The 23,963-nt window shown below is 68.2% G+C and carries 9 protein-coding genes; 3 read left to right on the top strand and 6 right to left on the bottom strand.

Annotated features, from left to right (window positions below):
- Positions 1-88: 88 nt before the first annotated feature.
- On the top strand, positions 89-607 hold the full coding sequence (locus tag A6745_RS00535) for a lipocalin-like domain-containing protein (RefSeq protein WP_066122282.1): 519 nt from the start codon (positions 89-91) through the stop codon (positions 605-607).
- A gap of 93 nt (positions 608-700) precedes the next feature.
- Here A6745_RS00535 and A6745_RS00530 read toward each other — a convergent pair whose 3' ends face one another.
- Both A6745_RS00530 and A6745_RS00525 read right to left on the bottom strand, forming a co-directional pair.
- Positions 701-1,189, bottom strand: coding sequence for an NUDIX hydrolase (locus A6745_RS00530; RefSeq protein WP_066122280.1), 489 nt, complete (start codon positions 1,187-1,189; stop codon positions 701-703).
- A 37-nt stretch (positions 1,190-1,226) separates the two neighbouring features.
- Positions 1,227-2,138: an NAD(P)-dependent oxidoreductase gene (locus A6745_RS00525; RefSeq protein WP_066122277.1), complete on the bottom strand. Its 912-nt coding sequence runs from the start codon at positions 2,136-2,138 to the stop codon at positions 1,227-1,229.
- A 159-nt stretch (positions 2,139-2,297) separates the two neighbouring features.
- On the opposite strand from A6745_RS00525, the gene A6745_RS00520 reads away from it, so the two are divergent.
- Positions 2,298-2,738 carry a MarR family winged helix-turn-helix transcriptional regulator gene (locus A6745_RS00520; protein ID WP_066122274.1) on the top strand — a complete coding sequence of 147 codons (441 nt, stop codon included), beginning with the start codon at positions 2,298-2,300 and terminating at the stop codon, positions 2,736-2,738.
- A gap of 31 nt (positions 2,739-2,769) precedes the next feature.
- Here the strand turns inward: A6745_RS00520 and A6745_RS00515 are convergent, their stop codons facing one another.
- Positions 2,770-3,897, bottom strand: a complete 1,128-nt coding sequence (locus A6745_RS00515; protein ID WP_066122271.1) for a transketolase-like TK C-terminal-containing protein — start codon at positions 3,895-3,897, stop codon at positions 2,770-2,772.
- A gap of 105 nt (positions 3,898-4,002) precedes the next feature.
- Between A6745_RS00515 and A6745_RS00510 the strand changes: the two genes are divergently transcribed.
- The gene (locus A6745_RS00510; RefSeq protein ID WP_066123633.1) at positions 4,003-4,671 is read left to right on the top strand and encodes a glutathione S-transferase family protein; all 669 of its coding nucleotides are present in this window, start codon (positions 4,003-4,005) and stop codon (positions 4,669-4,671) included.
- A gap of 28 nt (positions 4,672-4,699) precedes the next feature.
- Here A6745_RS00510 and A6745_RS00505 read toward each other — a convergent pair whose 3' ends face one another.
- The 3 genes from A6745_RS00505 to A6745_RS00495 all read right to left on the bottom strand — a co-directional run bounded on the left by A6745_RS00505 (position 4,700) and on the right by A6745_RS00495 (position 23,935).
- Positions 4,700-5,977: an MFS transporter gene (locus A6745_RS00505; RefSeq protein WP_066122270.1), complete on the bottom strand. Its 1,278-nt coding sequence runs from the start codon at positions 5,975-5,977 to the stop codon at positions 4,700-4,702.
- 264 nt (positions 5,978-6,241) lie between these two features.
- A complete protein-coding gene (locus tag A6745_RS00500; RefSeq protein ID WP_066122269.1) occupies positions 6,242-6,994 on the bottom strand; it encodes a SapC family protein in 753 nt (250 codons plus the stop codon).
- A gap of 9 nt (positions 6,995-7,003) precedes the next feature.
- Positions 7,004-23,935 carry a two-partner secretion domain-containing protein gene (locus A6745_RS00495; RefSeq protein WP_066122265.1) on the bottom strand — a complete coding sequence of 5,644 codons (16,932 nt, stop codon included), beginning with the start codon at positions 23,933-23,935 and terminating at the stop codon, positions 7,004-7,006.
- Between the last annotated feature and the right edge of the window lie 28 nt (positions 23,936-23,963).

Genomic DNA, 23,963 nt, shown 5'->3' with positions numbered 1-23,963 from the left:
GTCAGCGGCGCCTGATCGCGCGATGCGGCCTGCAACGGCCTTGACGCGGCCTTGTCCACCACCCCAGTAACGAGAAGGAAAGCAGTCCATGAATGGCCAGAAAATTCTCAAGCGCGGCCTGTTAGGCGCCGTTGTTTCAACCAGCCTGTCGTGGGCGGCGGTCTTGCCTGCCGACGCGGCGACGGTCGACCCCTCGATGGTCGGAACCTGGACATTGGTCGCCGCGGATGTGCTGCACCCCGATGGTTCACGGACACGCGACTACGGCGCCGCTCCCAAGGGCATGCTGATCATCGATGCGCAGGGACATTACTCGCTGCAGATTTTCAAGGCCGAACGTCCCCGGTTTGCCTCCGGCGACAAGAGCGTGGCGACACCCGCCGAGTACAAGGCGGCCGTCATGGGCTCCAGCACGCACTTCGGCACCGTCAGCATCGATCCGGCCAGCGCCACGCTGGCTTTCCATATCGAAAACGCCTCCTTTCCCAATTGGGAAGGACAGCAGCAGAAGCGGAACTACGAGCTCAAGAATGGCGAGCTGAGCTATCGCGTCGTTCCGCGGCCCAATGGGGATGTACCGATCTCTGTCTGGCGGAAAGTCGACTGAACAGTTCCCCGCCTGATGGAAGGCGGGGGCGGCCTGTCGCCCGGCCGGGCCGCTCGACAGGTCCAGGCTGACGTGACCGCGGCGCTGCGCCCGTCACGGCGGGCGGCTTCCACCTGGCGTGATCGCCCCTGGCGTCCGGGCAAGCCGCGCTCCTTCGCGGGCGACCCTGGCCACGTCGTGGCTGAGCGCCAGATCCGACGCATCCAGCGCATCGAGTGGAAACCATTGCGCGTCCAGCGCATCGTCGCCGCCAGCCGGTTCGCCGCCCAGGTAACGGCACAATACGGCCACCAGCAGAAAATGCTGGCGAAGCTCGCCAGACAGGGCGTGGTCAAAGGCATCGACCGCCGTGAACACCTGCCGCGCTTCGCCGCGGACACCCGTTTCCTCAAGCAGTTCGCGCTGCGCCGCCTGCTCGATGCTTTCGCCGAAGTCGATCTTCCCTCCAGGGAATCCCCAGCGGCCCGCGTCTGGCGGGTTGGCACGCCTGACCAGCAGGACGTGCTGGGCGCGGATGACGACGGCAATCGCCGCGGGAATGGGACGGCGCCCCGGGTCGGGCGTCCTCGGCGATCGGGCCATTGGGTATTCCCCGGACGGAACCGGGCCGCTCGATGAGTTATCTGGAATGAGGCGCTTCGGAAGGGGACGCACCGTCAGCCGTGCGTCGTTCCAGCGCGCGGATGACTGCGATCATGTCCTGTGTTCCCAGCCCCAGCGCTTCCGTTTCGCCATAGAGTGCATGGCAGACATCCAGTAGCGGCGATGCGATGCCCATGTGCCGCGCGGATTCCGCAACCAGGCGGCTGTTCTTCAACACATCGGTAATGGCCGCCTGCACCGAAAAATCCTGCGTGGCGAGCTTGCCTATCTTCACGCGCGAGACGTCGCTTGCCATCGGGCCGGCATTCAGCGCGTGCGCATATTGCTCCAGCGGGATACCGTGGCTTTGCGCAAAGTGCGTCGCTTCGGCCAGTCCCGTCACCATGGTGATGAGGAACAGGTTGACCGCGAGCTTCATCGTCAAGGCTTTGGGCACGTCGCCGCAGAGCACGCTTTCCCGACACAAGGGCCGGACCAGGGCTTGCACGGTCTGCACGTGTTCCGGCCGGCCCGCCAGCATCACGACGAGCTGCCCGGTTTCCGCCGGCTTGCGAGATCCCGATACGGGCGCCTCGACATAGTTTCCATTGTGGGCCTCGATCTCCGCGGCCAGCGACCGCGAGTACTCGGCGGATGTCGTGCTCATGTTCACGATCAGGTGCCCAGCGACCAGCGCCGCAAACCGGGGCGTTCCCCTGCCGAGAACGTCGTCTATCGCGCCTTCGTTGGCCAGCATGAGCAGAATGGTCTGGCATTTGGAGGCCAACTCCTCGGGACTGCCCGCGACGCCAGCCCCCGCTTCACGCAGCGTGTCGTACTGCGTGTTCGAGCGGCTCCACACCGTCAATGGTATGGCGCTGCGCGCCAGGTTGAGCGCCATGGGAGTGCCCATCACCCCCAAACCGATGAATCCGACATTCGTATGCATCTCACGGCTCCAGGAAAAGTGAAATCCGACCGATCTGGATCAAATCGGCATGGCGATGCGTGGGCAGCCAGTCGATTGATTGCAATTGCAATCTTCAGGGCTGTCATTCTAAGTCCGCTACAATTGCAAATGCAATAGTAAATACGAGAGGAGCTTGCCATGGCGAAGGGCGGAACGGATCTCTGGTTCTCGTTTGTGCGTGCCCATCGCTTGATGATCCGTGAGGTGGAGCGTCGTCTGGGGGCGGCCGGCTTGCCCGCCTACGCCTGGTACGACGTGCTTTGGGGGTTGGAAAGCGGGCCGGACGGAACGCGGCGCATGCACGAGCTCGCCGACGCGCTTGCGATAGAGCGCTACAACCTGACGCGTCTGGTCGATCGCCTGGAGCAGGAAGGGCTGGTCAAGCGTGCGCGCTCGGCCGAGGACGGCCGGGCCGCCTTTGCGACGATCACGAAAGAAGGGCGTGCGCTGCGCAGGAAAATGTGGAAAGTCTATGAAGGCACGGTCGCAGAGGTCTTTCTGAACCAGTTCAGCGTCGAGGAGCAAGACAGGTTTTCCGGGGCGCTGGATCGGGCCGCCGCGGCGGCGCGTGCCCAATGACTGTCTTGCCCGAGCGGGGCGGCGCCGGATTTCAGACCAGCGCATATCGTTTCAAGGCTTCCTCTGCCCGCCGCGTGGGCAGGCTGCCCTCATCGCAGAGCGCCTTGAGCGCGGCGGCCACGATCCAATGGACACCACGAGGACCGTTCGCTGCCCGGTGAGAGTCCGCCCCCAGGGCAATGAAGCGGGCGGGCACGAAGCCGCCGATCTGCTCGGCGACGTGCTGTCCGTACCCCGTGACGGCGAGCACAGGGGGCTGCCCCGGCCCAAGGCAACGCTGGAGGTGGGACGCTTTCTTATCCGATAACGGGTGGAGCATGTTCCAGCGTTCGACTTCGTAAGCTTCCCGGGCCAGGCGGGTATAGCTCGGGCAGCTCCAGACCTCGCAGGCCGCGCCCCAGTCTTCTTGCAGCAGATCCGCGGCCTGGATCACCTGCCCCAGGGCCTTGCCGGCGCCCAGCAACCGGATGACGGGGACATCCGGCCGGATGGCTGCCGTGATCCGATACATCCCCTTGTACGCATCATGCACATCGGCTCGCGATGGCCGGGGGACGTTGCCATCGTCATCGTGCAGGGTCAAATAGAAGAACCCTGGCTTATTGTCCACGTACAGTGTCTGCAGGGCGGCGCGCAGAATGGCGAGCGCTTCCTGGCCCGATGCGGGGTCGTAGGGAACGCCGTCCAGGCCGCCGGCCAGCCAGAGGGGAACGGCGGGCTGGACGCCTTTCGGCCAACGAGACGCGGTGGTCTCGGCATCGTTGCACAGGATGCCGCGATCGGCGGTTTCGTACATCGCCGCGCGCAGGCCGGCTACGGATTCGCAGCGCAGCAGGTACAGCAAGGGGACCTCGAAACGGCCTGGCCCCTGCCGGAACCAGAGAGGCCAGGCGCTGATGTTGCGCGGTGCGATGGCAATCTCGCCCGCCGAAGCCGCTTGCGCCGTCGAGGTTCCTGGAGAGGTCTTCACCAACCAGACGTTGCCGTGGGTGGCTTCGTCTTGAGCCAGGCGCCGGGCGATGGCCTGGACGGCGGCATAGGGGGTGGCGCCGCGGCACGCCCGCTCGATATCTTCCACCGCGAGTCTTTCGAGGCATGCAGCGGCCGCCAGCCGGGTTTGCGGCGCGGACGCGGACGGATAGGGGCGCTCCCGATTCATGATCGACCTCTGCGGATGGACTGGATTGCACGGCTCTGCGTCGTGCCTTACGATTGCATATGCAATGATTGCAATTGCAATTCAATTCGTCAACCGAGGATGGATATGGCGCCAGACACCGATCTTGCCTTTTTTACGGCGGACACCCCCAACGGGCAGAAAGTCAGCATCTTTCTCAAGGAGGCCGGACTGGTTTATGAACAGTTCGACCTCGATCTCGACAGGGGCGACCAGCATCGGCCGGATTTCCTGAAGATCAATCCCAACGGCAAGATCCCGGCCATCGTGGACTGGAAGAACGGCGTGACCGTCTTCGAGTCCGGTGCCATTCTTTCCTATCTTTCGTCGAGGACCGGGTGTCTGCTGCCCGCGACGCAAGCCGGGAACGTTGCCGTGCAGCAATGGCTGCATTTCCAGGTGGGCGGCATCGGTCCGATGCTGGGGCAGCTATGGTGGTTTCTGCACGCCTCGAAAACGGGGAATGCCGAGGCAATACAGCGATATCGGGAACAGTCGCTTCGTCTCTACCAGGTGGTGGATACCCGCTTGGCCGATTCCGCCTTCATCGCTTCGGATCACTACAGCATCGCCGATATCGCCGCGTTCACCTGGCTGAGAACCTGGAGCGAGCTGAATCTGGACATCGCGCCCTATTCGCATGTACGGCGCTGGCTCGATGTGATCGCCGCACGGCCGGCGGTGCATGCCGGGCTGCTGGCAAACAAGCCGCCCTCCAGGGCCGCGGCCGAGCGTCCGGCGTCCGGGAAGGGCTGAGCGGGCGCCGTGCCATATGGCGCACGGCCTATGCCGCCGAAGCGGGCTGGGCATCCGCCCGCTCGTTCTCCACCGCGCCCTGCACCATCTCTTCGGTCACCCGCAGTTCCACCCCCACCGGCGTCATCTGCGCGGCCGAGGCGAACGGCGCCACGGGGGTAGGCGGTGCATACTTGCTGCGCTGGCGGATGAAGGAGGCCAGCAAGGCCACGTTGAGCACCGCGAACGACAGGAACAGGCCACTGGCGCCCACCTGGTCCATCAGCCAGGAAATGGCCAGCGGACTGGCCGCCGAGCCGATGGAGTTGATCAGCAGCAGACCCTGGATCATGCGCACCAGTTCGTCCGCCGGGGCGCGGTCCGCGGCGTGGCTGACCGCCACCGGATAGACCGCGAAGACGCCGCCGCCCAGCAGGAACAGCAGCACCAGCAGCAGGGTGGGCGAGGGCGGCAGCGCCACGATGGCCAGCGACAGCACCAGGCAGAAGGCCGCCAGGGCAATCAGCACGGTGCGGCGGTCGCGGTGGTCGGACCAGCGGCCCACGGGGTACTGCAGCACCATGGCGCCCAGGATGGTGGCGGCCATCATCTGGCCGACCTGCTCGACGCTCATGCCGATGCGTTGCAGATACAGGGGCAGCAGGGTGTAGACGGCCGCGATGGCGATGCCCGAGCCGAAGCAGCCGGCCACGCCGGTGGGCGACATGCGCAACAGCATGCGCGGCGACAGCGGTTCGATGCGTTCGACCAGCGGCGACACACGCGGAATGATCACCATGGGCATGACCGACAGCGAGGCCAGCATGCCGGCGACCATGAAGGGAGCGGTGCCGCCCCAGCCGTCGATGGTGCCCAGCTTCAACTGGCCCAGCATGCCCGAGCCGTACAGCACGATCATGTAGACCGCCAGCAGGCGGCCGCGCAGTTTCTGGTCGCCCGCCAGCAGCAGCCAGCTTTCCACCACCAGGTACACGCCCACGATGGCCCAGCCGCAGATCATGCGCAGGATGAACCAGGCCGTGGGGTCGAGATACAGGCCCTGCAGCAGCACCGTGACGGCGATCAGCGAGGCGAAGCTGCTGTAGGCGCGGATGTGGCCGATGCGCACGATCAGGCGGTCGTTGAAGACGGCGCCTAGCGACAGTCCGATGAAATACGAGGCGGACACCATGCCGATGACGGTGGCCGAGACGCCCGCGGCATCCAGCCGCAGGGTGGTCAACGAGGAGATGAACCCGTTGCCGATACAGACGATGAACAGCCCGAGCAAGGGCCCGAGCACCAGGGCAAGCAACTGCCGTGACATAGCGTTCCAGAAGCGAGGAATGGCCGTGCGGAAGGCTCCGCGCGCCGGATGGTTCCCCCAGGCAACGCCCGCATCGGATTCTGGGTGCCGGTGCTGGAAAATTGCGCCGCGAATTTTACTCTCAAGAAGGATTCCGGGCGGAACGGCTTGAGCGCGGCTGTTGCGGCGATGCCGCAGTCACCGATGGGGCCACGCGAGGGGGTGGCCCCATCGGCGCGGAAAGCGGACCGGCGCCACGGCCGGTCTGGCTTCGCGCGGGGAGGATTACGCCTCGGGGGCGGCTTCCTGGGCGGCGGTCGGCTGGATCTGGTTGATCAGGGCGGGCCAGGTGTTGATCGACAGCAGGTGGCAGTAGACCAGCGGCAGCCAGCCGTTGGCGCGCCAGCGCAGGAAGGTCTCGTCGGGCAGCTTGTTGAACTTGGCTTCGTCGATCACCTTGAAGCCCGACATGGCCAGGCGCTCGCCGCCGGGCAGGGTGATGTCGGCGCGGTTCTCGATCAGCAGGTCGGCTTCGGCCAGTGCCTTTGCGAACTCCAGCGTGTAGGCGTGCTGGTTCTGGTAGTCGCGGCAGAACTCCAGGGCGCTGCGCGCCATGGCGGTGGGCTCGCCGGCGTCGTCGAAGAACGGGTTGTCGCGGCCTTCGACCACCGAGGCGGCCTTCTCGTCCACGCACAGCGTGAACTGGCTGCGGTCTTCGTTCTCCATGAAGATGAAGGGGTAGCGGCGGACATAGGCCGGGATGTAGGTGCCGGCGCGCCATTGGCCCTCGGCATCCACGAACAGGTTCTCCTGGCCACGCACGCCCAGCACCGCCACGGGCGTGGGCTGGTCGCCGTCGGTGAAGACGATGGGGAAGTGGCGGCAGGCCGTCGGCAGTTCGGTGGCCACCAGCGGCACCGCGTTGGTCTTGGCGGCGTAGGCGAATCCCGTATTGCCGGCCAGCGACAGGTTGGCGTGCACGCCGGCGGCCAGGGGACGGGGTTGCTCGTAGAACAGCGGAAGCGAAGTCGAAGTCATTTCTGGGTATCAGAGAGAACGTTGGGCATCGGTTTGGTCGCTCTGGTCGTCGGACGATTGCGAGCCACCGATGGCCGGTTGTTGCGACGATCCGGTCGGCGCCTGCAGTACCGAACCGTTGCCCGAGGGCACATTCAGCATGTTGACGTCGCCGGCGGGCAGTTGCCACGTGGTGGTGTCCGCGAAAGCCACCCTCAGGACCTGCGGGTCGAGATATGCGCCAAGCACATCCGGACCGTAGGCATCAGGTGTCACCGTACCACGGAACAGGGAGTCGGCCGTGGGCTTGGACGGCGCGATCCAGCGCGGCGCCGTCACGGCGGCCACGCGGTTGACGACATCGGTCGGGCCCCAGACGGCGCCGTTCATGTAGAACGGCGCGCCGGCCAGCGAGCTGGTGACCAGGGAGGCGGCGAAGGCGCCTGTCTTGGCGGCCAGCGTGCCGTAGACCTGCGCCGAGCCAGCGGAGGGCACGGCCAGGACGGCGACGTCGAGCTTGTGGCTCGGGTCGGCGTCGTTGATGCCGATGGCCAGGTTGCCGACGGCGCCCAGGGCGACGTTCAGCGTGGCCTGCGGGCCGATGATGCCGGTGGCGGTGAGGTCGCCGTTGGTGCGGATGACGGCGCTGTCGCCCTGGATGCGCGCGACGGCGCCCAGGTTGATGGCGCCTTGGTCCACCAGCAGTTGGGCCGGCAGCAGCAGGGCGGCGCCGCCGGTCTGCGAGAAGCCGGAGGCGGCGCGCACGGTGGCGCCCTGGGTGAAGGTGACGGAGCCGGCATTGTCGGTGTTGACGATGCGGATGGCGCCGTTCTCGGCGCTGACGTCGCCGCCGAAGGCGACGCTGCCGCCGGTCAGGTCGATGCTGTCGGCGGCCGTCAGCTTGCCCTGGTAGGTGGCCGACTGGGCCTGCAGTTGCTGCACGCGGTAGGCGCTGACGTCGCCGTTGAACACGATGGTGTTCACGGCTTGCAGGGTCAGGGCGCCCAGGTTGGTCGCGTTGCCAGCGGCCCGGATGTCGCCGTTGGCGGCGCTGAGCGACAGGTTGTTGCCCGCGCCGTCGAGGGTGCTGCCGAACACGATCGAACCGTTGCCGCTGGCCAGATCGCGCGCGCCCGTCATGGCCACGGCGCCGCCGTAGATCTGGTCGCCGGCCGTGGCGACCGAACCGCCGTCCATGGCGGTGGCGCCCTCGATGGCCAGGTCGCGCAGCGTGGCTTGTGCGCCGAGGTTGCCGCGGATGTCGGCATTGCCGGCGATGCGCAGGCCCTGCTGGCCCGCTTGCGCGGCGTCGGCGCCCGCCAGCAGCGTGACGGTGGCGCCGCTGAGCACGGTGTCGGTACCCAGCACGGCGCGTTCGCCGTAGGTCTGGGTGCCGGTGGTGTCGACCGAGCCGCCGTTGATCTGCAGCGTGCCGGCCTCGCTGGTGCTGACCGAGGCCGCGCGCACCGCGCCGTCGAAGCGGGTGTCGCCGCTGGCGTCGATGACCAGCGCGCCCAGGCGGTTGGCCGCGCCGACGGTGCCGGCGAAGGCGATGTCGCCGCCGGCCTGGACGGAGAAGTCGGCCGAGCCGTCGACAGTGCCGTCGAAGCCGATGTTGCCGCTGGCGCTGGCCAGGGCTTGCGTCGCCGCCAGGGTGACCGCGCCCAGGTAGGACTGGTCGCCCGTGGTGGCGATGCTGCCGCCGTTCAGGGCCGTGTCGCCATGGACCGTCAGGGAGGCCAGTGCCGCGTTGGCGCCGAACGTGCCACCCAGGATGGCGTTGCCGTCGATGTCCAGCGCGTAGGCGCCGTCGCCGCCGCCCAGCAGGGCGACCTGCGAGCCCGTCAGGGTGGTGTCGGCGCCCAGCAGCACCCGGCCGTCGTACTGTTGCGCCCCGACGGTGTGGACCGTGCCGCCGTCGATGGCGAGGGTGCCTTGGCCGGCCGCCTGAACCGAGGCCGCTTGCACGGCATCGCCGAAGCGGGTGAGGCCGGCGCTGTCGATCGACAGGTTGCCCAGGCGTGCGGCATCGCTGCCGACGGCGCCGCTGAATGCCACGTCGCCGTCCTGCGTGGCGATGTTCAGGTCATGGCTGCCCGACAGCGTGCCGGCGAACGAGACCGCGCCGCCCTGCGTGGCGAGCGACTGCGCGCCGGCCAGCGTGACGGCATCCTGATAGGACTGCGCGCCGGTGGTCGCGATGCTGCCCGCGTTCAGGGTGGTCAGGCCGGTCACCGTCAGGCTGGCCAGCCTGGCCGCGGCGCCGATGTCGCCGCCCAGCAGGGCATCGCCGGTGAGGGTCAGCGCATGGCTGCCGTCGGCGCCCGCCAGGATCTGGATCTCGGTGCCGCCCAGTCCGGTGTCCTGGCCCAGCGTGACGTGGCCCGCGTACGACTGGCCCCCGGTGGTCTGGATGCTGCCGCCGTCGATCGCCACGCTGCCCGTGCCGGTCTTGGACAGCGACGCCGCCCGCACCGTGTCCGAGAACGTGGTGGCGCCGGTGGTATCGATGGACAGGTCGCCGATCGTGGCGGCCGCGCCGATGGCGCCGCCGAACGAGACGTCGCCGCCGCCAGCCGTGACGGCCAGCGAATGCTCGCCTTCCAGCGTGCCGCCCAGGTGCACGTTGCCGCCCTGCGTGGCCAGCGCGACGTCCTGTCCCAGCGTGACCGCGCCCTCGTACGACTGGCTGCCGGTGGTGGCGATGCGGCCGGTGTCGATGGCGGTGGCGCCGGTGACGGCCAGCGAGGCCAGCGCGCGCGTGGCGCCCAGGGCGCCGTCCAGCGTTGCGTTGCCGTCGATGGTCAGCCCTTGCGCGCCCTCCGTGGCGGCGTCCGCGCCCTGGCTCAGCGTGATGGACGAACCCTTGAGCCTGGTGTTCGCGCCCAGCACGGCCAGCTCGCCGTAGTACTGCGTGCCGGTCGTGTCGACGCGGCCGCCGTCGATCGCCAGCGTGCCGCCCGCGTCGGTGTTGACGGAAGCGGCATAGACCGCGCCGCCCAGCGTGGTGGCGCCGCTGCTGTTGACGTCCAGCGCGCCCAGGCGGCCGGTGGTGTCGTTGCCCAGCGCCTGGGCGAAGGTGACGTTGCCCGTGCCCACACCGACGGTCAGGCCATGGCCGCCGTTGGCGGCGCTGGTCACGGTGCCGCCGAAACCGACGTTGGCGTTGTCGGTGCTGATCTGCAGGGCATGGTTCAGCGTGACGTTGCCTTGGTAGGACTGGGCACCGGCTGTCTGGATGGTGGCCGCGTCCAGGGTGGCGTTGCCGGTAATGGTCAGCGCCGCCAGGGTGGCGTTGCTGCCCAAGGCGCCGCCGATGCTGGCGTTGCCCTCGATGGTCAGCGCCTGCGCTTGCGCCGTGGCGCCGTCGGCGCCCTGGGCCAGCGTGACGGTGGTGCCCTTCAGGGTCGTGTCGGCGCCCAATACCGCGCGTTCGCCATACGACTGCGTGCCCGTGGTGTCCACGCGTCCGCCGTTGATCCGCAGCGTGCCCGGTGCGTCGGTGGTCACCGAGGCGGCGTAGACCTCCTGCTCGAAGGTGGTGGCGCCACTGTTGTCGACCACGAGCGCGCCCAGGCGGCCCGCGCCGGCGTCGCCCAGTGCTTGCGTGAAGGTCGCATCGGCGGTGCCGGTGGAGACCGTCAGGCCATGGCCGCCGTTGGCCGCGCTGGTGACGGTGCCCGAGAAGGCCACGGTGCTGTCCACCGTGCTGGCCGAGAGATCGCTGGTCAGCGTGACATCGCCTTGATAGGCCTGCGCGCCGGTGGTGGCGATGGTGCCCGCGCCCAGCGTGGCGTCGCCGGTGATGGTCAGCGTAGCCAGGGCGGTGTTGGCGCCGACGGCGCCGGTGATCACGCCATTGCCGCTGATCGTCAACGCGTGGGCGCCGTCCGCGCCGGCCAGCGTCACTGTTGTGCCCTGGAGCTGCGTATCCGCGCCCAGCAGGGCGCGTTCGCCGTAGGACTGGCTGCCGGTGGTGTCGACCAGGCCGCCGTTGAGGGCCAGCGAACCCGGCACATCGGTGGTGACCGACGCCGCACGGACTTCCCCGCCGAACGTGGTCAGGCCGGCGGTGTTCACCGTCAGGTCTCCCAGGCGGGTGGGGGCGACCGAGCGGACATAGGGGGTGGTGCTGGCGCCCACTTCGTTGAAGCTGACATTGCCCGCGTCCGTGGACGTGACGGTCAGGTCGTACTCGCCGCCCAGCCTGGCGGCGAACGTGACGTTGCCGGTCGTGGTGCTCAGCGTGTGGTCGCCTTCCAGGGTGACGTCGTATCCGTAGACCTGGTTGCCGGTGGTCTGGATGGTGCCGCCGCCCAGGCGCGCCACATCGTTCAGCGTCAGCGAGGCGAGTGCCGCGTTGGCGCCGATGGCGCCGCCCACGTAGGCATAGCCGCTGACGGTCAGCGACTGGCCGCCCGCCGTGGTGGCGTCGGCGCCCTGGCTCAGCGTGACCGAGTCCCCGGTCAGCGTGGTGTCGGCGCCCAGCACGGCGCGTTCGCCGTAGACCTGGCTGCCGGTCGTGTCGACCAGGCCGCCGTTGACGATCAGCGTGCCGGGGGCGTCGGTGGTGACGGTCTGTGCGTAGACCGCGTCGTTGAAGATCGTCTCGCCGGCGGTATTGACCGACAGGTTGCCGATGCGGCCGGTGCTGGGCGCGAGGGCGCCGAACACGACGAAGCGCGGCTGCACCACGTCGGCGCTGCCGATCTGGGCGAACGCGACGTCGCCACCATTGGTGGACGTGACCGTCAGGTCATAGGGGCCGGCCACCTCGCCGTCGAACGTGACGTTGCCGTTCTCCGTGGTCAGTGTCTGGTCGGCGCTCAGCGTGACGGCGCCCTTGTAGTGCTGCAGGCCGGTGGTGGCGATGGGGGCGCCTTGCAACTGCGCCGCGCCGTCGATGGTCAGGCTGCCCAGCTTGGTCCCGGCGCCGATGGCGCCGCCGATCGTGGTGTCGCCCACGATGGTCAGGTCGTGGTTGAATGCGTGGCTGTCGACGCCGCCGTCCAGCGTGACATGGCTGCCGCTCAACACGGTGCCCGCGTACAGGATGACCTTGCCGTTGTAGTACTGGGTCCCCGTGGTGGTGACGCCGCCACCGCCGATCAGGGTGATCGTGCCCGTGCCGATGCTGCTGAACGAATCGGCGCCGATCGCGCCCTTGAACAGCGAGTCGCCGCTGGTGTCCAGCGTCAGGGCGTGCGCGCCCGAGACGCCCGTCTCGAAGTCGATGGCGCCGCTGCCGGTGGCGATCGTCACGTCGCCGCCCAGGCTGGCGCTGCCCCACAGTGTGAAGCCGCCATTCTGGGTGGTGGTGTAGTTGCCGTTGAGCGTGACGTCGCCGCTGTAGCCCTGCCCGTTGCGGGTCGTCACGCTGGCCAGCGTGATGTCGCCGGCGCTGATGTCCAGTCCGCCCAGGTCGACGACACTGCCGTGCAGCGTGACGCTGCCGGTGCCGGCCTGCAGTTGGGTATACGCATCGCCGCCGGTGACCGTGCCGTCGATCTCGATGTCGCCGTTGGCGGCCGAGGTAATCAACTGGTGCCAGCTGCCCGTCAGCGCCAGGTCGCCCTGGATGTCGATGCTGCCCGCGGTCAGGTTGCCGTTGAGCGTGACATTGCCCACGTAGGTCTGGCTGCCCGAGGTGTCGACGCCGGCCAGCGTGATGCCGTTGCCCGTGATCGAGAGGCTGCTGGCCTGCGATTGGCCGATGTCCTCGCCGATCAGGACGTCGCCGTCGGTGGACGTCAGCGCGATGTGTCCGCCCTGGCCCGTCAGCGGATCGCCGATGCCCCGCGTCTTGCTGGCCTGCACCACGCCGCCGATCGTCAGGTCGTCGGCCGTGATCACGTGGATGTCGCCGTTCGTGGTGGCGGCGCCGTCCAGCGTGAGCAGGCCCGTGCCTTGCAGGTAGATGCTGCCCGTGCCCAGGACGGTGGCGCTGACGTGGGGCGCGCCGGTGGTGAAGTAGGCGTCGGCCGCGCCGATGCCGTCGCGGCTGGTCAGGTTCAGCGTGCCGGCGGTGATGCCGGCGCCACCGTCGGTGCCAGCCAGGCCGCCTTGCGTGGCGAGGAGGGTGACCACGCCCGCGGCGCCCCCGTCGATGTCGCCGACGATGATGTCGCCGTTGGTCGCCGTGATCGTGACCATCTTGGCGCTGCCGCTGGTGGACACCGCCCGGGCATCGATGCCTCCCGAGGCGTCCAGCCCGATGTCTGCCGCGCCTTCGATGCTCGTCGCGGTCAGGTTGCCGTCATTGCTGAGGTTGATGTTGCCCGTCCACGAAATCGTCGCATCCAGGTCGCCCGTGTTGTTGACCGTCAGCCACTGCGTGCTGGCGCCGGTCTGCGTGACGTTCAGGGTGCCGACTTCGCTGACCAGGACCGTGTCGCCGCCGACCGAGCCGGTCGACAGGTTCAGGGTGCCGGCCTTGACCCGGATGGTCTGCTCGCCGGCGGAGATGACATTGGTCGCGCCGATCAGCGTGACGGTGCCCGCGGCTTCGATGCCGGCGGTCTGCACCTTCAGCGTGCCGCCCGACTTGAGCAGCAGGTTGGTGCTGTCGATGCCGGCGCCGGCATCGAGGTCGCCGGCGGTGCGCAGGTAGACGGAGCCGCCGCCGCCCTGGTCGATCGCATTCAGCACCAGGGCCGCCGTGCCGATGTTGTTCAGGGAGATGACGCCGCTGCGCGAGGCGTGCAGCGTGCCCAGCGCGGACACGTCGGTGCGCAGGGCCACGCCGTCGCCGCTGGCCAGGTCGTACACCGACCCGAGATTGGCGCCCGTCAGGTTCAGGGTCTTGGCCGTGATCAGGCTGGTGGTGGGAGAGTTCGCGGTGATGTCGTTCTGCGCCTCCAGCGTGACGTCGCCCGCGTCACCCGCATTGATCTGGCCCGCCACGATGCCGCCGCCGGTGCTTTGCAGGGAGATGTCGCTGCCGGCGGCCGGCGCATCGATGAAGACGGCGTCCGCGTAGATGTTCCCGGCGGCGGTGATGCCGATCGGGCCCCTCACGGTGCTGACGCTGGTCAGTTGCACGCCCGCCGCATTGTCGTCGTCGATGTGGATCGCGCCCACGCCATCGACCCGGGCTTGCAGCACCGAAGCCGTGGTCTGGATCGTGTCGCGGCCGCCGGCCTCGGCGCCGCCGATGCCCGAGCCGGCGCCGAGGACGACCGAGTGGCCGGCCACGCGCGTGTCGGCGTTGCCGTCGTCCACGATGGTGCCGCCGGCCTGGAGGTACTGGAGCGAGACCATGCCGCTGCCGGCGTCGATGTTGCCGACGGTCAGGCGCTTGTTTGCCGTGCTGGCGTTGCCCACGACGGAGATGTCGCCGTTGGTCGCGATGGCGTTGGCGATCTGCAGGTTGCCCTGCCCGACGACGTCGATGGCGCGGCCCGACAGGTAGGCGAACACCGTGTCGCCGGTGCCCGACTTCAGGTACAGCGTGCCGGACTGGCTGCGGGCGTCGACGTGCTGCCCGCCCAGCGTCAGGCGGGCCACGCTGTGGCCGATGTCGCCCGTGGCGGCCACGGTAACGGTGCTGGCGCGGATCGTGGCGTCGCTGCCGTAGACGTAGATGTTGCCGTTGCCCGCGGTCATCGAGACGCGGCCGTTTCCGATGCCAGCCGTGACGTTGCCGGTGATGATGTAGCCGTCCGCGCTGACGGTGATGTCGTTGCCCTCCGCGTCGGTGAGGGACTGCGCGTTGGCCAGTTGCAGGCTGCCGGTCGAGGTGATGACCGTGGCGCCGTTGTTGACCGAGGTGGTCAGAGTACCGAGCAGGTCGCCCTGGTTGGCCAGGTACAGCGAGCCGTCGCCGGTCACCGTGGCAATCACTTGCTTGTTGCCGCCCTGGATCTGCAGGGCGGCGTCGCGCGTGCCGATGCCATCGGACGCGGTCAGCGTGATGCTGCCGCCGCCGCTGCCGCCGATCGCGGCGGGATTGGCATTGCCCTTGATGCTGCCGGCGCTGGCCAGCAGCGTCAGCGCGTTGTTGGCGCCGTATTGCAGTTGGCCCACCAGGATGTCGCCGCTGGTGGTCCAGACCGACAGGCCGCCGCCCGCCTTGACGTTCTCCAGGTCGAGGGTGCCGTTCTGCTTCAGCCAGATGCTGCCGCCCGCGGTTGCGGTGATGCTGCCGACCTGGGTGTACAGAGGGCGCACCCCGTCGCCGATGCCATGCAGCGTCGATTCGCCCGCATCCAGGATCAGCTTGCCCGCGGTGATCAGCGAGCCGGTGCCGGCGGCGCCGATCGAGCCCTCGCCGCCGGCCGTGCCCGAGGCCGCGCCGGCGGTCAGCGAGACGGTTCCCGTGTTGCCGACATCGATCTGGTCCACGCGGATGCCACCGTTGGCCACCAGCGAGAAGTTCAATCCATCGGCGGTCACTGTGTCCAGGGTGATGATGCCGTTGCTTTCGGTGCCTGCCAGCAGCACGTCGGCGCCCGCCGTCAGGCTGAGCGTGCCGCCGCTGGAGGAGCCGGCAGGCGTGGTGGTGCGGTCGATAGCCAGGTCGGTCAGCGTGCCGACGCTGTTGATGTAGATGCTGCCCGGATTGCGGATGCTCAGCGAGGCCGCGTCGACATTCAGCCGATTGCCGCTGTCGCCGATCATGCGGAAGGAGTCGAAGCCTGCCAGCAGCGTGACGCTCTGGCCCTTCACCAGGTTGCTGGGGTCGTTCGCGGCAATGTTGCCGCGCTGCGACGACAGTGTCACGTCGCCGCCTGCCTGCACATTGCCGACCGTCAAGGCGTAGCCGGCATTGCTGAGGTCCGCGGCCAGCGCAATGTCGCCGTCCGCCGTGACGTTGGTGGCATTCAGCGCATACTGTTCCTGCAGCGCGATGCTGCCGTCCGCGCCGTTGGCGGCCTGCGCCGTCAACGTCACGTTGGTCGTGCCGCCGCCGTAGGCGTAGGTCTGGATGGCGCTGTCGTTGCCGATGGAGCCGGCGGCTTTCAGGATGACATTGGCCGTGTCGCGGATCGTACCGCTGAGGATCGATCCGCCGCGGTTGTCGATGTCCAGCGAGTAGCCGTTCAGGTTGATCGACCCCAGGGCGATGTCGCCCACGTAGTTCACCAGCGAGCTGTCGCCCCGGCCGGTCAGGCCTTGCAGCGAGGTCGTGCCGTTCAGCGTGATGTTGACGCCGCCATCGCGCGAGTTTGCGGTCAGGCTGTCGACCCTGCTGTCGATGCCGTGGCCGGCGGTGCCGATGCTGGTGTCGCCAGACAGGCGCAGGTTGCCCGCCAGGATGCGGGTGTCCGCATCGCCGTCGTCGACCAGCGAGCTGTTCTGCGCGGACAGCGACACGTCGTCGTTGCCCACGTCGATGGCGCCGACCTTGATGCCGCGTGAGCTGGTGACGTTCAGCGCCATGCCGTCGGCGTCGCCGACATTCTTCAGGTACAGCGTGGAGCCGTCGTCCTCGGCCTCGAACGCCAGGCTGCCCAGGCCGTCGCGGGTCGGGGCATTGATGCCGTAGCTACGCGCGTCGTTGCCATACGCATAGAGCGTCAGCGAGTCCAGGTGCGTGTTCGAGTCGACGTAGACGTCGCCGGTGTTGTTGATGGTCAGCAACGGCGCGGTGATGCGCAGGCCGGCGCCATCGGCGCCGATGGCCGAACCGTTGGTCGTGGTCAGATAGACCTGGCCAGCGGTGATGCGATCGGTGCCCAGCGGATCCAGCACGGAGACGCCGAGGCTGGATTCCAGATTGACCGTGCCGCTGGTCAGCACGTCGATGTTGCCCACTTGCAGGGCATGCGTCGACCGGAAGGTGAAGTTCAGCCCCGTGTCGTCGGCGATGTTGCTCAGCTTGGTGGTGGTGCCATCGTCCGTGGCGGTGAACGCCAGCTCGGGCGCCGTGATGCCGTAGGCCACGGGCGTGCCCTGCGCCGCCGTGGCCCGCACCGTCAGCGACAGCAGGTCGCGGTCGTTGGCGACGTACGCATTGTTGCCGGCGATGATGGTCAGGTCGCGCGTGGCCGTGTTGATGATCGAGCCGGACGAACCGATCGTGCCGGTGGCGGACAGGGTGATCCTGTCGCCGCGCACGACGGAGGGAACGAAGTTGTAGTTGTTGATCGACGTGCCGCTCAGCGACAGCGAATGGCCCGCGCCCACGTCGATGGGGTTCATGCGCAGGATGTTGTCGCTGCTGAGCGTGAAGTCGATGCCGGTGGTGTCCGAGAGGCCGACGATCATCGCCGCGCCGTTCGAGTTGTCACCGAGACTGAGCGAGAGGCCTTCCGCCGTGACGCTCAGGAATTTGCTGCCCGCCGTGGCGTGCGAGACGCCGATGTCCAGGCTGAACAGGTTGCTGGCGTTCTGCACGGCCAGGCTTTCGCCGGTGCGCGTGGTGAGGCGGCGCGTGTCGGTCAGGATCGGCGTACCGTTGACGCCGACCGACTGCTGTGCCGACAGCGACAGCACCGGCGCGACGAAGCGGCCGGTGCCCGACTGGCTGATCGAGCCACTGGTGACGGCTACCGTGGCCGAGCTGCCGGCCTTGTTGTTCAACAGCGCCAGGTCTTTGTCGTTCGACACCCACAGGTCGTTGGCGACGTCCGACGACAGCGTATTGACGCTGATGTAGAGCGGCTGGGAGGGGATCTCGTTGTAGCGGCCCTGCACCGAACCGGCGATCAGGGTCAGGTCTCCGGTGCTGATGTCGGCCCCGCCGGGATTGCTGCCGCCAGTACCGGTGCTGGTGCCGTAGAGGATTCCATCGGTCTGGAGGGTGACCGAGCCGCCTGCGCCGGTCTGGACGTTGTCCACCGTCAGCGCGCGGTCGGAGGCGAAAGAGAAGTCGAGGTTGCCGCTGGTGCTGACGTCGGTCAGCGTCACCCCGGCCACGGAGCCCGAACTGGGCGAGTCCGACACCGAGAACGTCAGGCCGTCGGAGATGACGGCATAGCTGTTCTGCTGCGAATATTCGCGGTGCAGCGCCTCGATCGACAGCGAATCCAGCGTGCTGCCGCTGTTGTTCACCGCGATGCTGCCCTTGGAGGACAGCGCCAGGTTGGCGGTCGCGGTGCGCGCGGAGATCGAGGCATGGTCGCCCGTCGTGCCCAGCAGGACGCTGCCAGCCGTGATCGTGCCGCTGCCGCCGATCGAGGTATCCACATCCGTGGCGGTTTCGCGCGTCGTCAGCGCCACGGAACCCGCCGGGCCGGTGTTCAGGTTGTTGACCTGCAGGCGGGTGTTGACGTCCAGCGAGAAGTCCACGCTGGGCAGGGTGGCGTTGATCGTCGTGAGATACGAACCCTGGCTGATCTGCAGGGCCTGCCCGGCCCCCAGGCCCTGGAACGAATACGAGTTGGACAGCGGCGCCGAGTTGTAGTTGCGCTGCGTCAGGTCCAGGTCGATGCTCTGCAGGGCGGTGCCGCCATTGTCGATCTGGACTCTGTCGGTGGCCGTGATCTTCAGCGCCTGGGTGCTCAGGCGCATCGTGGTGCCGCCGATGCTGCCCGCGCCCGACATCTGGCCGTCCGGCGCGATGGCCGACAGCGAAACCGAGGCGCTGGTGATGCGTCCCGTGCCGCCGCTGACGCTGCGGATGTAGGAGTAGTAGCCGCCGCCTTCGGTGGACAGGCTGACCGAATTCGTCGTCGCGACGGTGTCGGTCTCGATGCTCTTGCTGTTGGTGAAGCTGAAGTCGGCCAGGCCCGCGCCGCTGATGTTCGACAGACGGTGGATGTAGCCCAGGTCGGTGATCGTATAGGTCTGGTCCGGCGCCGTGATGGCGAAGGTGCTGGTGGCCCGATTCGTATCGGTGCTGGTGATGGCCAGCCGGGACAGGGCGGTGTCGCTGGCCACGAACATGTTGCGGCCCGCGGTCAGGTCCAGGTCGGTGGTGTCCGACACCTGCAGGGCGCCGCCTTCGTCGGCCGAGCCCAGCGAGTAGCCACTGCCGGCCGACAGCGTGACCTTGCCGGCCCGGATGCTGCCGGGGTTCTCCAGGTCTTCGTTGGCGACGTTGCCGTTGGTGGCGGTCAGCTTGACCGAGCCGGCGGTGCCGACGTCGATGTCGCCCACCAGCACGCTCTTGTAGCCGGCCGTGAAGCTGAACGCCAGCGGGCTGGTGCTCAGCACCTGGGTCAGGTGATAGTAGGCGCCGTCGTCGCTCAGCGTGAACGTCTGGCCGGTGCCGGTGATGGCCAGCGTCCCCGCGCCGAACCCGGAGTGGGTGATGTCCAGGCTGGTGTAGGCCTGGTTGTTGTCCACCGCGATCTGGCCCGTCGCCGTCACCGCCAGGGCCGGCGTGGCGACTTGCAGATGCCTGTCGGCGGTGCCGATGTCGCCGCCCGCCGACAGCAGGACGTTGTTGGACGTGATGCGGGTGCTGGTGTCGCCGTCGTCGAGGATCGAGCCGATGGTGTTGGCCAGGCTGGTCGCGGCGGTGCCGCGCACGTTGCCGACCACCGTGTCGCCGCCGGTCTGCTTGTAGTCGAAGCGGCCCGTCGCGTAGATGGTGCTGAGCGTGGTGGTGCCGCTGCCCAGGTTGGACAGGAAGATGTTGCGGCCCGATTGGTGGGCATTCACCGTGAGGGTCAGCGGCGTCGTGCCATCCAGCAGGATGGCGCGGCGGTTGTTGTCGCCGCCGGGGGTGGTCAGGTCGGCGGCGCCGATGTCCTTCCACGCGGTCAGGCTGACGTTGCCGTTGGAGCGGATGATGCCGTAGCCATTGCCGTTGGCGATGGCGCCGGTGTCCGCGGCAAGGGTGACGCCGCCGCCGTAGCTTTGCACCGTGCCGGTCAGTGCCAGGTCGCCTTGCAGCGCGCTGATGGCGACGTCGCCCTGGGCGTAGATACCGCCGAGGTTGATGGTGTCGGTGTAATTGCTGGAGCCGGCCGGGCTGGGCAGGCGTACGTAGTAGCCGCCGTTGTTGGCGTTGCCGCTCAGGTAGGCGGTACGGACGTCGATCGCGTTGTCCGAGGCGCCGACCGCCTGGTTCGCGTACAGCGTGACCGAATCCGCCAGCAGCCACGTCAGCCTGGAGCCGTCGTCCTGGATCGCGCCGCTCTCCGCGTTCAGCGTGATGGAGCCGCTGGGGCTGGCGTCGACGTTGCCGACCGTGATGTTGCGGTCGCTGGTGAAGTTGAAGCTCAGCGAACTGCTGTCGCGCACCTCGCGCAGCGTGTAGCCGTCGGTGCTGTCCAGCACGTCGAACAGCAGGCTGGGCGCCCGCAGGCGCAGTTCGTTGACATCGGTGTCCGACGCATGGCGCGCCTCGATGGTCAGCGTACCGAGGTCGGCCACGCTGGTGGCATACAGGTTGCCCCGGGTGACCAGGGTCAGCGAGGACGCATTGGTTTCGACTTCGCGCACGCTGGTGCCGATGCTGCCCTGCAGGGCGGACAGCGTGATGTCGCCGGCCGTGACGCGCGTCTCGTTGTCGCCGTCGTCCAGGATGTCGCCGGCGCGGGCGGTGAGCTGGAGCCAGCCGCCGCCCTTGATGTTGCCCAGGGTCAGGTTGCGGTCGCCGCTGAAGCTGAACGCGGTCAGCGGCGTGCTGTACACCTTGTTCAGGTGATAGCCGTCGGCCAGGTCGGTGATGTCGAAGTCGAGATAGGGCGACGTGACGCTCAGCGTGTTGAGCACCGTGTCGTCGGCGTGCGTGTGGACGATCGACAGCTGGTCCAGCGACTTTTCGGTATTGTCGAGGTAGATGTCGGCGCCGCCGGTCAGCGACAGATCGGCGGTGCGGGTGCGCAGGCGCGTGGCGGCGTTGCCCAGGTCTTGCGTGGCGGATAATGCGACGCTCTGGCCGGCCAGCAGGTTGCCGGCCTGGCCCAGGATGGCGCCGTTGCCGGTCTCGATCGACAACGCGCCGACGCCGGCATCGATCTGGCCGGCCGTGACGTTGGCCTGCGACCGGACGGTGATGCCGCTGTAGGCTTTCAACGAGCTCAGGCGCGTGGCGTCGGCGCCCGTGTCCAGGTAGATGCTGCCGGCTTTGGCGACCACGGTGCCCGCGGCCAGCCGCAGCAGGGTTTGGCTCTTGCCGATGGTATAGGTGCCGGTGGCGTCGGGCGCCAGCAGCGTGACCACGCTGCCGGTGATCAGCGAGGTGCCGGTGCCGGTGATGTCGCCCTGCGTGGCGCTCAGCGCCACGGTGCCGGTGCCCGCGTCGATGGTGCCGCCATCGCCCAGGGCGATGCTCTTGCCGCTGAGGGATATCGCGCCGCCGCCTGAGCTGACGCTGCCTACCGTCAGGCCGCCCGTGCCGGTGATGGTGATCGTGTTGTTCTGGGTGCTGGCCTGGGCGATGCTCGCGTCGGCGTTGGTCGCCTCGATGGCGATCAGTCCGCCCGTGGTGACGGCATCGATGTAGGACGCGTTGCTGCGGATCGCGGCGCCGGGGCCGATACCTGTTTCGGCGCGCAGTATCAGGCTGTTGGCCGAGACGAGCGTGTCCGCGTTGCCGTCGTCCTGGATGTCGCCGGTTTCCGAGCGCAGTGACGCGCCGCCGGCCTTGACGTTGCCCAGTATCAGTGTGCCGACCGTGGCGGCCGACAGGGTGCCGGTGGTGTCGATCGTGCTCAGCAGGACCGGGGCCGCGCTCGTGTTGCGCAGATAGATGCCGGCGCTGTCGGCGCTGGCGGCCAGCGTCGCGGTGGAGATGTTCAGCGCCTGGCCCGCCGAGCCGATCGCGCCATTGGCCGCGCGCAGCGTCACGCTGCCGGCCTTCAGCATCGACAGCTCGTCCGTGGACGAGATGCCGCCGTTGGTCGAGGTCAGCGCGGCCTGGCTGCCGCCCGTCAGATTGATTTCCGTCACGGCGATGGAACGGTCGCCGGTGAAGGAGAAGTTCAGGTCCGTGGCGCTGCGCACGAGATCCACCGTGTAAAGCGAACCATCCTGCAGGCGGATGATCTGCGACGGCGTCTTGACCTGCAGCCAGTTGATGCGGTCGGCGTCGGCGTGGCGGTGGGTCAGCGTCAGGTCGGACAGGTCGGTGCCGCTCTCGACCGCGATGTCGCCGCCCGATCTGACCGCCAGGGTCGGGGCCTCGGTGTTGACGAAGCCCGAGGTCGAGCCGACGTTGCCGTTCTCGGCGCTCAGCGTGACGGCGCTGCCCTTGACGCGTTGCGGGTAGCCGCCGGTGTTGTAGATCGAACCGGACGTGCTCTGGACAAGCGCGGCGCCGCTGCCGGCATCGATGACATTGGCCAGGTTGATGTCGCCCGAGGCGCTCAGGGTGATGGCGCCGCCATTGCTGGTCAGCTTGCCGATGTTGTCCAGCTTGCTGCCCACGCCCAGGGCTTCCAGGGTGATGTTGCCGCCCTGGGTGCTGATTTCGGTGTTGCTGTTCTCGAACTTGATGCCGCCCGACTGGGTCGAGCGCAGTGTGAAGGTGTTGCCCGTGACGGTCTGCAGCGCGATCGCGTTCACGTCGCTGGCGATCGACACCAGGCCCGTGGCTTCCAGCTTGATGTTGGCATTGCCCGCCAGGCTTTCCAGCAGGCCCACCGACACGGTGTTGTCGGCCGCGTTCTCGTCGCCATTGTTGATGGTGCCGTCGGCGGCCGCGCCGTCCTGGTCGCCGCTGTTGCCCGCGACGATGCGCAGGTCGGTGGGGTCGATCAGCAGGGTGCCGGTCTTGCCCTTGGGAGCGCGCAGGTCGGCGTTGCCGGTCAGGCCGATGTTCTTCTTGCTGGAGACTTCCGCGAAGCCGCCGTCGCCGCCGTTGGCGCCGCCGCGTGCCGACAGGTCGCCCGCAAACGCCGTGGCCTCGTTCGACCACATCGTGACGCTGCCGCCGTTGCCACGGTCGATGGCATCGGCCTTGAGCTTGGCGCCGCGCGCCACGGACACGGTCTGTGACTTGCCGCTGAAGGCTGCCGAGCCGTCGTCGGGCTTGACGCCCAGGCTGCCCAGCGCGATCTCGCCGCCGCCGGCCGCGCCGGAGACCTCGACCACGGCATTGCCGGCGACCTTGACGTGTTCGCCGGTCACCACGACCTTGCCGCCGGTCTGGCCGGCGCTCTTCCCGCTGGCGTCCACGGTGCCGGCAACGTTGACGATGCCCGCATCGCCGCCCGACAGCACGATCTTGCCGTTCTTGGTGCCGACCGACTTGGCGCTGACGATGCCCTCGGTGTTGATGACGTTGTCGACGACGTTCTTGACGGCGCGCGCGGTCATCAGCACGGTGCCGCCATCGGCGCTGATCACGCCGGTGTTGTGCACCAGCGCCTTCACGGCCTTGCCGTCGGCGCCGACGGGCTGCTGGTCGACGACCGAGCTTGCGTCGAAGCTGAGCAGGCCGTCGCCCTGGAAGTCGACGGTGACGGTCTTGGCGCCGGCCAGGGCGACCTTGCCGAGCTTGGCCTGGATGACCCCGGCGTTCTTGACCGAGGGCGCCACCAGGGCGGCCAGGCCGCTGTCCTTGATGCTGATGGTGCCTTCGTTGACGATGGCGGCGTTGAGGTTCTTGGAGGCCTGGTCGAACTTGTAGTTGCCGGCCAGGAAATCCTTGTCGTTGATGTTGGCGGTGGTGGCGACCAGCCCGCCGACGTCGATGCGCGCGCCCTTGCCGAAGACGACCCCGTTGGGGTTGACCAGCATGACGGTGCCGTTGGCGTTGAGCTTGCCGAAGATGGCCGAGGGGTCGTTGCCGACCACGCGGTTGAGCGTGACGCTCTTGCTGCCCGGTTGACGGAAGTTGACCGTCTCGTTGGCGCCGATGCTGAAGTCCTTCCAGTTGATGATGGCCTTGCCGGTCGACTGGTTGATATCGACAGTACCGTTGCCACGGTCATTGATGGTGGCCGAGCCCGCGACCACGTTGCCGCCAGTGGGATTGGCGAACGCGGCGGGCGAGGCGATCGAGCCCAGCACCATGGCCAGCGTGCTCAACGCGGGCAGGGCGGAGACGGCGGTCTCTTTCTTGAGGTGCAGACGGCGGGCAGGCTTGGCAGCGGAGCGCTTGAGGGTGCGGGCTTGGGTCATGGTCGGTCTCGTCTCTGGTTCGCTGCGG

Origin of the sequence: Bordetella ansorpii (assembly GCF_900078705.1) — a bacterium.
GTDB classification, from domain to species: domain Bacteria; phylum Pseudomonadota; class Gammaproteobacteria; order Burkholderiales; family Burkholderiaceae_B; genus Bordetella; species Bordetella ansorpii_A.
The sequence above is the reverse complement of the archived record's forward strand: the minus strand, read 5'-3'. Positions and strand labels throughout refer to the sequence as shown.

Coding starts and splice junctions, on each gene's coding strand:
- A6745_RS00535 (WP_066122282.1), top strand. CDS start 89: ATGAATGGCCAGAAAATTCTCAAGCGCGGCCTGTTAGGCGCCGTTGTT.
- A6745_RS00530 (WP_066122280.1), bottom strand. CDS start 1,189: ATGGCCCGATCGCCGAGGACGCCCGACCCGGGGCGCCGTCCCATTCCC.
- A6745_RS00525 (WP_066122277.1), bottom strand. CDS start 2,138: ATGCATACGAATGTCGGATTCATCGGTTTGGGGGTGATGGGCACTCCC.
- A6745_RS00520 (WP_066122274.1), top strand. CDS start 2,298: ATGGCGAAGGGCGGAACGGATCTCTGGTTCTCGTTTGTGCGTGCCCAT.
- A6745_RS00515 (WP_066122271.1), bottom strand. CDS start 3,897: ATGAATCGGGAGCGCCCCTATCCGTCCGCGTCCGCGCCGCAAACCCGG.
- A6745_RS00510 (WP_066123633.1), top strand. CDS start 4,003: ATGGCGCCAGACACCGATCTTGCCTTTTTTACGGCGGACACCCCCAAC.
- A6745_RS00505 (WP_066122270.1), bottom strand. CDS start 5,977: ATGTCACGGCAGTTGCTTGCCCTGGTGCTCGGGCCCTTGCTCGGGCTG.
- A6745_RS00500 (WP_066122269.1), bottom strand. CDS start 6,994: ATGACTTCGACTTCGCTTCCGCTGTTCTACGAGCAACCCCGTCCCCTG.
- A6745_RS00495 (WP_066122265.1), bottom strand. CDS start 23,935: ATGACCCAAGCCCGCACCCTCAAGCGCTCCGCTGCCAAGCCTGCCCGC.